12 protein-coding genes are annotated in these 9,127 nt (G+C 71.0%); 6 read left to right on the top strand and 6 right to left on the bottom strand.

Features of this window, described 5'->3' with window-relative positions; genetic code table 11:
- The 5 genes from ACE3PU_RS14530 to ACE3PU_RS14550 form a co-directional block, all read right to left on the bottom strand.
- A partial coding sequence (locus tag ACE3PU_RS14530) for an ABC transporter ATP-binding protein (protein WP_374390814.1) occupies positions 1-733 on the bottom strand: 733 nt, incomplete at its 3' end.
- Positions 726-1,763: an ABC transporter substrate-binding protein gene (locus ACE3PU_RS14535; RefSeq protein ID WP_374390815.1), complete on the bottom strand. Its 1,038-nt coding sequence runs from the start codon at positions 1,761-1,763 to the stop codon at positions 726-728. The genes ACE3PU_RS14535 and ACE3PU_RS14530, both read right to left, overlap by 8 nt.
- A gap of 679 nt (positions 1,764-2,442) precedes the next feature.
- Positions 2,443-3,747: a sorbosone dehydrogenase family protein gene (locus ACE3PU_RS14540; RefSeq protein WP_374390816.1), complete on the bottom strand. Its 1,305-nt coding sequence runs from the start codon at positions 3,745-3,747 to the stop codon at positions 2,443-2,445.
- Positions 3,747-4,181 (bottom strand): DUF2231 domain-containing protein, encoded by a 435-nt coding sequence (locus tag ACE3PU_RS14545; protein WP_374390817.1) that lies wholly within the window; start codon positions 4,179-4,181, stop codon positions 3,747-3,749. Before ACE3PU_RS14545 ends, ACE3PU_RS14540 begins: the two co-directional genes overlap by 1 nt.
- An 80-nt stretch (positions 4,182-4,261) precedes the next feature.
- A complete protein-coding gene (locus ACE3PU_RS14550; protein ID WP_374390818.1) occupies positions 4,262-5,242 on the bottom strand; it encodes an alpha/beta hydrolase in 981 nt (326 codons plus the stop codon).
- Between the two features lie 106 nt (positions 5,243-5,348).
- Between ACE3PU_RS14550 and ACE3PU_RS14555 the strand changes: the two genes are divergently transcribed.
- The gene (locus ACE3PU_RS14555) at positions 5,349-5,525 is read left to right on the top strand and encodes a hypothetical protein (protein WP_374390819.1); all 177 of its coding nucleotides are present in this window, start codon (positions 5,349-5,351) and stop codon (positions 5,523-5,525) included.
- 3 nt (positions 5,526-5,528) lie between these two features.
- On the opposite strand, the gene ACE3PU_RS14560 is transcribed toward ACE3PU_RS14555, so the two are convergent.
- Positions 5,529-7,352, bottom strand: coding sequence for an ABC-F family ATP-binding cassette domain-containing protein (locus ACE3PU_RS14560; protein ID WP_374390820.1), 1,824 nt, complete (start codon positions 7,350-7,352; stop codon positions 5,529-5,531).
- A gap of 84 nt (positions 7,353-7,436) precedes the next feature.
- Between ACE3PU_RS14560 and ACE3PU_RS14565 the strand changes: the two genes are divergently transcribed.
- The 5 genes from ACE3PU_RS14565 to ACE3PU_RS14585 form a co-directional block, all read left to right on the top strand.
- The gene (locus tag ACE3PU_RS14565; protein ID WP_374390821.1) at positions 7,437-7,889 is read left to right on the top strand and encodes a YcgN family cysteine cluster protein; all 453 of its coding nucleotides are present in this window, start codon (positions 7,437-7,439) and stop codon (positions 7,887-7,889) included.
- A 124-nt stretch (positions 7,890-8,013) separates the two neighbouring features.
- Complete coding sequence (locus ACE3PU_RS14570; RefSeq protein ID WP_374390822.1) at positions 8,014-8,421, top strand: phage major tail protein, TP901-1 family; 408 nt, start codon at positions 8,014-8,016, stop codon at positions 8,419-8,421.
- On the top strand, positions 8,421-8,699 hold the full coding sequence (locus ACE3PU_RS14575) for a GTA-gp10 family protein (RefSeq protein WP_374390823.1): 279 nt from the start codon (positions 8,421-8,423) through the stop codon (positions 8,697-8,699). The genes ACE3PU_RS14570 and ACE3PU_RS14575 overlap by 1 nt, the downstream gene beginning before the upstream one ends.
- Positions 8,696-8,872, top strand: coding sequence for a phage tail assembly chaperone (locus ACE3PU_RS14580; RefSeq protein ID WP_374390824.1), 177 nt, complete (start codon positions 8,696-8,698; stop codon positions 8,870-8,872). The genes ACE3PU_RS14575 and ACE3PU_RS14580 overlap by 4 nt, the downstream gene beginning before the upstream one ends.
- Positions 8,862-9,127, top strand: a 266-nt coding sequence (locus ACE3PU_RS14585; protein ID WP_374390825.1) for a phage tail tape measure C-terminal domain-containing protein, incomplete at its 3' end; no start/stop codon positions are given. The genes ACE3PU_RS14580 and ACE3PU_RS14585, both read left to right, overlap by 11 nt.

Below are 9,127 nucleotides of genomic sequence, written 5' to 3' on the forward strand. Positions count from 1 at the left end.
CCAGCGCCTCGGCGACCGCCTCGACTGCCTGGCGATAGGCGGGCTCGGCGCGCCCGCGGCCGGGTCGCGGCGCCGCCCCGGGCGTGGGAAGATCGGCGACCGCCCGGCCGCTGGCGGCGTCCAGCACCACCACCCGCCCGGCCAGATAGACGGCCTCCTCGACGTCATGGGTGACGAAGACGATGGCGGGGCGCGGGCGGGCGCCGGCCCAGACGGCGTGCAGATCCTCGATCAGCCGCCGTCGGGTGACGCTGTCCAGCGCCGCGAACGGCTCGTCCAGCAACAGCAGGTCGGGGCGGGTGACCAGGGCGCGGGCCAGCGACACCCGCATGGCCATGCCGCCCGAAAGCTGGCCCGGACGCGCCGTCAGGCGATCGCCCAGGCCGACGGCGGCCAGGGCCTGGTCCGCGCGAGTCCGCGTCTCGGCCCTGGACAGGCCGGCGAGCTCGAGCGGCAGGGCCACATTGGTCCGGGCGTCGGCCCATGGCATCAGGGTGGCGCTCTGGAAGACGAAGCCGGTGCGGCCGGGGGCGGCGGCGCGCAGGACCTGGCCGCCGCTGGGCTGGTCCAGTCCCGCCAGCAGCCGAAGCGTCGTCGACTTGCCCGCGCCCGAGGCGCCGACCAGGGCGACGATCTCGCCGGAGGATACGGTCAGGTTCAGCGGCCCCAGGGCCGGCCGGCTCGGATAGGCGACCGACACGTCCCGCAGCGCGGCGGCCGGTGCGTCAGCCACGGCCCGGCAGATAGTTGTCGGTGAAGGCGTCGCGCCAGTTTAGGCTGGGGTCGTAGACGCCCGCCTGGCTGGTGACGTCGAAGAAGGCCTTCCAGCGCTCCTCGGTCATGGCGCCCAGGCCGAACAGGGCGGCGTCCCCGCCGTCGACGATGGCGTTCTGGCGCAGCTTCTCGCGCGCCTGGTCCAGGATGGGCTGGGTCATCTCCGGATTGTCCTTGCGGATCAGGGCGTCGGCGGCGGAGGCGTCGCCCCGGATATAGTCGCGCCAGCCCTCGGCCGAGGCGGCGATGAAGCTGCGCAGGGCCGCGGCGTTGTCGCGGGCGAAGGCGTTGGGCGCCAGCACCATGGCGGCGTAGGAGGGATAGCCCTCGTCGGCCAGCAGGAAGACCTTCGGTTCGAACCCGGCCTCCTGCTCGATGGTGTAGGGCTCGCTGGTCAGATAGCCCTGCTGCACCGCCCGCTCGTCGGCCAGGAAGGGCGCCAGGTTGAAGGTGTATTTGCGCACCTGGTCGTCGGTGAAGCCGTAGCGGGCCTTCAGCCACACCCAGAAGGCGCTGATGGAGGCGTCGGCCAGCAGGAAGGGCCGGCCGGCCAGATCGGCGATGCTCTCCAGCGCCGGATCGGGGTGGGCGATCAGGACCTGCGGATCCTTCTGAAAGAAGGCGGCGACCGCCTTCACCGGCGCGCCGGCCGCGACCAGGTTCATCGGGATGAAGCTGTTGGAGCCCATGCCCAGTTCGACCGCCCCCGAGGCCAGCAGCTGGGGCACGTTCACGCCGGGCCCGCCCTGGACGATCTGGACGTTCAGGCCACGCTTCTCATAGGCCCCCGAGGCCAGCGCCTGGTAGAAGCCGCCGTGCTCGGCCTGGGCGCGCCAGTCGGTGGCGAAGCGCAGCCGCACCCGGCCCTGTTCGTCCACCGGCGCCTCGGTGCGGCCGCAGGCGGAAAGGCCGGTCACGCCCAGCAGGGCGGCGCCGCCGGCGGCCATGGCGCGACGACGCGTCAGCAGGCGATTCCCACGCTGGATCATGGTCCTGCTTTAGGGGCGGATGACGGCGTTGGGAAGGCGGCGCGGGCGGACGCCGCAGAGAGGCGCCGGAATTGAGCGAGGGGACGAAGCGTCCGGGCGAACCCGTGCTCTTCGTCCCCTCGCCAAGTCCGGGTTGGGACTTGGCCGTTCGGGTCAGGGCCTCGGCGTCGGCGCCGTGCCAGGCGAACCTGGAAGGGCGGTCGGCTGTATCCTGTCGCGCTCCTGGTCTTTGGCGTTCCGCAGATTGCGCTGCGTCGTCCATCGATCCCGATCCGGTTCCCCCGTACGTCCGACGGCGAACCGCCGGAAACTGGAGCCTGGATCCCGCCCGTCGCACGTTACGATCCGAAGACCGCCCGGTCACGTCGGGTCGGAGAGCCGGGCCGGTTCGCTTGATTTCCGGGGTCTCCCCCGGATTTCCGCGCCGCCGTGTCCCTTGGCCCGTTGACGTTCCGACGAAACCCGCTATGAGGCAAGCGCCCGAACTCGCCCCGATGTGCACGACTGGCCCGGCGGCGGTGGACAAGCCTGTTAATGTTTGTGGACGGATCGAATTCGCTTCGGCGGATCAGCGGTTTGCGTTGTCCACAGAAACGGACGCCTCCGGCTCGGCGCCACGCGCGCAAACCGGAGGCGAGTTACGAGGTCCTCTAGCTGGCGGTAGGACGACGTCCCTCGTCTATCCGCCCGGCGCGATCCGCCACACGGTGTTCGACACGTCGTCGGCGATCAGCAGGATGCGTTTGGCCGGGTCGAAGGCGACGCCGACGGGGCGGCCGCGCGCCTTGCCGTCCTTCAGGAAGCCGGTGGCGAAGTCGACCGGCTGCCCCGACGGGCGCCCGTTGGCGAACGGGATGAAGACGACCTTGTAGCCGGACGGATCCTGGCGGTTCCAGCTGCCGTGCATGCCCACGAAAGCCCCGTTGGCGAAGGATCCGCCGAAGCCGCCGCTGCGCGCGAAGTCCAGGCCGAGCGCTGCGACGTGCGAGCCCAGGGCGTAGTCGGGCGCGATGGCGCGCGCGACCATTTCGGGCTTCTGCGGATGGGCGCGCGGGTCCAGCGTCTTGCCCCAGTAGCTGTAGGGCCAGCCGTAGAAGGCGCCGTCGCGGACCTGGGTCAGATAGTCGGGGACCAGTTGCGGGCCCAGTTCGTCACGCTCGTTGACGACCGACCACAGCAGGTTGGTGGACGGCTCGATCGACAGGGCGGTGGGGTTGCGGATGCCCTCGGCGATGGTGCGGTGGGCGCCGGTCATGCGGTCGATCTCCCACACCACGGCGCGGTCCTGCTCGACCGCCATGCCGCGTTCGCCGACGTTCGAGTTGGATCCGATGCCGACGTAGAGCAGGCGCCCGTCGGCGCTGGCGGTCATCGACTTGGTCCAGTGGTGATTGATGTGGGACGGCAGGGCCGTCACCTGCTGGCCGGGGGCCGAGATGCCGGTCTGGCCCGGCTGGAACGGGAAGCGGGTCAGGGCGTCCTGTTCGGCGACGTAGAGCGAGCCGTCGACATAGGCCAGGCCGTAGGGCGCGTTCAGGTTCTCCACCAGGACCGCGCGCAGTTCGGGCGTGCCGTCGTTATTGGCGTCGCGCAGCAGGGTTATGCGGTTGCCGCCCTTCACCTTGCTCTTGCCCTTGGCCTTGATGACGCCGGCGATGACGTCCTTGGGCCGCATCTTGGGGGCCTCGGCGCCGCCCGAGCCCTCGGCCACCAGCACATCGCCGTTCGGCAGGACCAGCATCTGGCGCGGGATCTTGAGGTCGGTGGCGAAGGGCGTGACGGTGAAGCCGGCCGGGACCGTCGGCAACTCGCCGTTCCAGCCGCCGGGCGGCGAGATCTTCATGGGCGGGATCAGCGTCTGATCCTGCCGCGGCAGGTCCGGCTGGGCGCCCGTCTGGTTCAGGGCCGGATCGCTGGGGCTGCCGCAGGCGGCCAGGGTGAGGGCGAGGGCGGAGGCGGTCGCGCCGAGAAGACGTCCGATCATCACGCGATCTCCCGCACGGTCGAAATGGAATGGGCGAACCAGCCGGCGACGAGCGCCAGCACGGCCGAAAGGATGGACAGGATCAGGCCGAAGGTTCCGACCGAGCTCCAGGCGTCCTGGCTGTGCTTGAAGGCGTTGATCAGGCCGAAGATCCAGGCCAGGGCCAGGGCGCCGACATACAGGGCGACGGCGCGGCGGGCCGGGCTGCGCCAGGCCAGCGCCAGGCTGATCAGGGCCCACAGGCCGGTCAGGCCGCCGAACACCAGGGCGCCGACGATCAGCCAGGCCGAGAAGTTCGTCCACTGGACCTCGGCCGTCCTCAGATAGGCGATGTCGGTGAACAGGGCGAAGACGAACAGGGCGATGGGGAAGCCCAGAAGAAGCGCGTGGAGCGGATGAAGATAGGGCCGCGCGCCCCCTGATTCAGCAAGCATTGGCCCTGTTCCTCCGTGATCGCCGACCGTGACCAGAACCAATCCCCAGCTTGGCTTTTGGTTTCGTCGGGTTCAGCGCGTCATTTCGTATCGCCCAGGCGGGCGTCGACCCAATGGCGGATCGCCGTGCGGGCCCCGCGCGCGGCCGGGCCGCCGAAATGCAGGAAGCCGTGCGGCGTCTCCGGCGCGCGGATCAGGTCGGCCTCGGACGCCTGGCCCCAGCGGGTCGCCATCAGCAGACTGTCCTCGAACAGGGGGTCGTATTCGCCGGCCAGGAACAGGGCCGGCGGAAGGCCGGTCAGATCGGCGTAGAGGGGCGAGACGTCGGCCTGGCGCAGGCCGGCCTCGTCGCGGTCGGGCGCGAGGCGGGCGAGGTCGGCCTGCATGGTCGGGCCGTTGAACAGCAGGGTCTCCGGGCCGGCGGAACGGACGCTTTCGCTGCCCGACAGGTCGAAGACGCCGTAGGAAAAGACGCAGCCCTTCACCAGGTCGATCAGCCCCTGGTCGCGCAGGGCGACGGCGGTCAGGGCCGCCAGATGCGCGCCCGCCGACTCGCCGGCGATGAACAGATCGGCGGCGCCCAGCTGGTCGACGTGGGTGACGGTCCAGTAGGCGGCCTGGAGACAGTCCTGGATGGCGCAGTCGATGAAGACCTTCCGCCGTTCGGACAGCAGGCGATAGTCGACCGAGACGACGCAGAAGCCGTGGTGCGCCAGATGGGCGTTCAGCCGGTCGTTCAGGCCGGCGCTGCCCAGGACCCAGCCGCCGCCGTGGATATCGAGGATGACCGCACGGGGCGGGCCGGCGGGGCGGAGGATGCGCAGGGGGACCGGCTGGTCGTCGTCGGTCTGGACGATCTCGACCGTCACGCCCCGCTTCCTCAGGCGGGGGACGGTGACGCGGCCGGCGGCGGCGTCCAGCCACAGCGACAGGCGCTGGCCGGCCTCCACGCGCCACGGATCGGTCCGCAGGCGCGGGGCGCGGGCCAGGACCGCATTGATGCGGCGCTGGGCGGCCAGTTGCGGCGGCGGATAGTCGACGACGTGGGTGCGAAGGGGCATGGGGCGAAGATAGCGACGCCGATCCGGACGTCGAGGGGCGCAGACATGGCGAGCGCCGCCCTCAAGATGCTGGACGGCCCGCCGCGCCTTGGCCTAGCCTGGCGGGATGAAACGCCTGACCCCCTTCGCCGTGCTGCTGATCTTCGGCCTGATCGGCTTGCTGACCGGCAAGTTCGGGCTGTGGTTTCCCTTCGGGCTGGTGGCGGCGATCGTGGTGGCCGTGGTGCAGGATCGGCGCGCCAAGGCGGCGGCGTCCAAGGACCAGGGCGGTACGGACGGCTGAGGCTCAGCCCGCCAGGGCCGCCTTCTTCTCTTCCAGCTCAAGCCATTCCAGCTCGGCGGCCTCGAGGTCGGCGCGGGCCTTTTCCGCGGCCTTCATGGCGGCGTCGAAGGCCTTGGCATCGCGGGCGTAGAGGTCGGGATCGGCCAGGGTCGCATCGTGTCTGGCGATGGTCGCGGGCAGGGTTTCGAGCAGCGTCTCCAACTCCTCCAGCCGGCGGGCGTCCTTGTAGGAGAGTTTGGCGGTCTTCCTGGGCTGCGGCGGCGGGGGGGCGTCCCCTGCCGTCCCCGCCCGGCCGCTGCGCGGCCTGCCCTCCCCCGAGGGGGAGGGAGAGGCGGTGAGGAAGCCCGGATTCTGGCGGACGAAGTCGGTCCAGCCGCCGGGGGTCTCGACGATGTCGCCGCGGCCGTTCAGGGCCAGGGTCGAGGTGGACAGCCGGTCGATGAAGTCGCGGTCGTGGCTGACCAGGATCAGCGTGCCGTCATAGCCCTCCAGCAGCTCTTCCAGCTTGTCGAGCGTGTCCATGTCCAGGTCGTTGGTCGGCTCGTCGAGGATCAGCAGATTGGCGGGCTTGGCCAGGGCGCGGGCCAGCAGCAGACGGTTGCGCTCGCCGCCCGACAGGGTCGAGATCGGCTGGCGCAGCTGGGCCTCGGAAAAGAGGAAGTCCTTGGCGTAGGCGGCGACGTGCATGGAGCGGCCGCGCACCAGGATGGAGTCGCCGCCGCCGGGCGTCAGGGCGTCCCACAGGGTCATGTCGGACTTCAGCCCCTCGCGCGACTGGTCGAGGTAGACGGGCTCGAGGTTGGCGCCCATGCGGACGGCTCCCTCGTCGGGCGCCAGTTCGCCCAGCAGCACCTTGACCAGGGTGGTCTTGCCCGCGCCGTTGGGACCGACGATGCCCAGGCGGTCGCCGCGGATGATGCGGGTGGTCAGGTTCCTGAAGAGGGTGCGCTCGCCGAACCCCTTGGACACGCCCTTGATGTCGGCGACCAGCTTGCCGGAGGCGACGCCGGAATCGACGCCCAGGTTCAGCTCCCTGGGCAGGTCGCGGACGCGCTCGGCGCGGTCGGCGCGCATGGCCTGAAGGGCGCGGGCGCGGCCTTCGTTGCGGGTGCGCTGGGCGGTGATGGAGCGGTAGAAGGTGTAGGTCTCGGCCTCGATCTTCTTGGTCAGGCGACGAAGGGATTCGGCCTCCTCCTCCATGACCTTGGCGGACCAGTCGTCGAACTCCACGAAGCCCTTGTTCAGGGTGCGGACGCGGCGGCCCTCCAGCCAGTGGACCGTGTCGGTGACGCGGTTCAGGAAGGCGCGGTCGTGGCTGACCACCAGGACGGCGAAACGGGCCTGGAGAAGTTCGTTCTCCAGCAGTTCGATGGCCAGGATGTCGAGGTGGTTGGTGGGCTCGTCCAGCAGCAGCAGGTCGGGCTCTTCGGCGAAGGCCTTGGCCAGGGCGGCGCGGCGGGTCTCGCCGCCCGACAGGCCCTGCGTCGACTTGGCGGGATCGAGGCCGAAGGTGGTCAGCCAGGCCTCGGCGGTCCAGGGCTCGGCCTCGCCGGAGCTGGCGTAGTCCAGCAGGGTGTCGCCGACGATCACCGGCTCTTGCGGCACATAGGCGAAACGGGTGGCGGCCTGAACCGAACGGTCGCCGCTGTCGGGCTCGATCAGGCCCATGACAACCTTCATCAGGGTCGACTTGCCCGCGCCGTTCCGCCCGACCAGAGCGGCGCGGCTTCGCGGCTCGACCGCGAGATCGACGCCGTCGAACAGGGGGCGGGGTCCGTCCTGGAGGCGGACGTCCTTGAGAGCGACTAAAGGGGGTCTGGCGGCCATGGCGGCGGATATAGCGGCGGACGGTGGGGACCGCCACGACCGATCGGCCGCGACATCGCCGGGGTCGACCTGTATGAGGCCGACATGCAACCCTTCTGGCGCACCAAGACCCTGGCCGAGATGAGCCCCACGGAGTGGGAGAGCCTGTGCGACGGGTGCGGGCTGTGCTGCGTGATCCGGTTCGAGGACGAGGACACGGGCGAGGTGATCCCGACGCGGGTGCACTGCAAGCTGTTCGATCCGGCGACGTGCGCCTGCTCGGACTATGCGAACCGGAAGATGCACGTGCCGGACTGCATCAAGCTGACGCCCGGCAATATCGAGGCGCTGGAGTGGATGCCCAAGTCGTGCGGCTATCGCCGGATCCACGAGGGGCGGGACCTGGCGTGGTGGCATCCGCTGGTGTCGGGCGACCGGGAGAGCGTGCATGCGGCGGGGGTGTCGGTGCGCGGGCAGACGATCTCGGAGCTGGCGCTGAAGGAGGCCGAGGACGCCCTGGACTTCGAGGCGCCGGAGTGGGCGCTGGAGCGGGGCTGACGGCGTCAGGTCGATCCGGCCAACTGTCATAATGACGCTGGTCTGAATTCAACGAAATCATGGGCTTGTGCTTTTCTCGAGGCGATCGACGCGCCTGAGGACGCTGGTGCGCTATGGTTGGTTCATGGCGAGAAATGGGGACGAGACGGGGGCCGGGGGCGAGAGCGCCGGCTGGCTGGGCCATGTCTGCGCGCGGCTGAGGGCGCGAACGATCTCGCTGAACGCGCGCACGGTGGATGCGACGGACGGCGACAGCGCCGGTCGGTGGCGCGAATTGCTGGCGGGCGCGGGGGTGAAGTCGGCGGCGGTGGCGGGGCAGGGGATCTTCCGCGATGCGGCGTCCGACGCCCTGGTTCGCGAGGCCTTCTTCGATCAGGCGGCCAAGACCTGGCGGCTGATCGTGCCGGACTTCGGCGTGCTGGAAGGGCCGTTCCTGGTGGCGGCGCTGGAGTACGCCGGCGAGCATGCGGGAGAGGCGACGTTTGCGATCAGCCTGGCCAGCGCCGGGGCGATCGGGTTCAGCGCGATCTGATGAACGGCGTGCGCGGCGAGACGGTCGTCGTCCTGGCCGGGGCCGAGCGCAGGCTGTGCCTGACGCTGGGCGCGCTGGCGGAGATCGAGACGGGGCTGGGCGTCGAGGGACTGGCGGGGGTGGCCGAGCGGATGCGCGCGCTGTCTGCGCGGGACCTGATGCTGGTGCTGGCGGCGCTGTTGCGGGGCGGGGGCGAGGACGGCGCGCTGGCGGCCCGGGTTGATCCGCGCGAGGCGGCGGAAGGCGTGGCGCAGGCGTTCGCGGCGGCGGCCGGATGACGCCCTGGGCCGAGATGTTGCGGACGGCGGCGGCCCTGGGGATCACGCCCGAGGCGTTCTGGCGGCTGTCGCTGAGGGAATGGCGGATGCTGGTCGAGGCGCCGGCGGGCGCGGAGCCGCTGGGGCGGGTCGGACTGGAGCGGATGATGGAGGGGTGGCCGGATGGCGGATGAGTTCGAGCCGGGCGGGCTGGACGGGGTGCCGCTGAAGGCGGCCGAGGCGGCGGCGGCGCTGGAGGCGCTGAGGGAACCCGCCGAGCGAGCGGCCGGGGCGATCGAGGACGCCTTCGACCGGGCGGGCGAAAGCCTGACACGGTCGCTGGCGCGGGCGGCGGCGGACGGGGAGGTGAGCCTGGGCGAGCTGGCGCGGGCGGTGCTGAACGCCGTCAATGCCGCGGCGGGATCGGGCGGGCTGGGCGCGGCGGTGCA

The organism is Brevundimonas sp. (assembly GCF_041911375.1).
Lineage (GTDB): Bacteria > Pseudomonadota > Alphaproteobacteria > Caulobacterales > Caulobacteraceae > Brevundimonas.

What these genes read in the sequence shown, in the direction of transcription:
- ACE3PU_RS14535 (WP_374390815.1), bottom strand. Translation starts at nt 1,763, where the DNA reads ATGATCCAGCGTGGGAATCGCCTGCTGACGCGTCGTCGCGCCATGGCC.
- ACE3PU_RS14540 (WP_374390816.1), bottom strand. Translation starts at nt 3,747, where the DNA reads ATGATCGGACGTCTTCTCGGCGCGACCGCCTCCGCCCTCGCCCTCACC.
- ACE3PU_RS14545 (WP_374390817.1), bottom strand. Translation starts at nt 4,181, where the DNA reads ATGCTTGCTGAATCAGGGGGCGCGCGGCCCTATCTTCATCCGCTCCAC.
- ACE3PU_RS14550 (WP_374390818.1), bottom strand. Translation starts at nt 5,242, where the DNA reads ATGCCCCTTCGCACCCACGTCGTCGACTATCCGCCGCCGCAACTGGCC.
- ACE3PU_RS14555 (WP_374390819.1), top strand. Translation starts at nt 5,349, where the DNA reads ATGAAACGCCTGACCCCCTTCGCCGTGCTGCTGATCTTCGGCCTGATC.
- ACE3PU_RS14560 (WP_374390820.1), bottom strand. Translation starts at nt 7,352, where the DNA reads ATGGCCGCCAGACCCCCTTTAGTCGCTCTCAAGGACGTCCGCCTCCAG.
- ACE3PU_RS14565 (WP_374390821.1), top strand. Translation starts at nt 7,437, where the DNA reads ATGCAACCCTTCTGGCGCACCAAGACCCTGGCCGAGATGAGCCCCACG.
- ACE3PU_RS14570 (WP_374390822.1), top strand. Translation starts at nt 8,014, where the DNA reads ATGGCGAGAAATGGGGACGAGACGGGGGCCGGGGGCGAGAGCGCCGGC.
- ACE3PU_RS14575 (WP_374390823.1), top strand. Translation starts at nt 8,421, where the DNA reads ATGAACGGCGTGCGCGGCGAGACGGTCGTCGTCCTGGCCGGGGCCGAG.
- ACE3PU_RS14580 (WP_374390824.1), top strand. Translation starts at nt 8,696, where the DNA reads ATGACGCCCTGGGCCGAGATGTTGCGGACGGCGGCGGCCCTGGGGATC.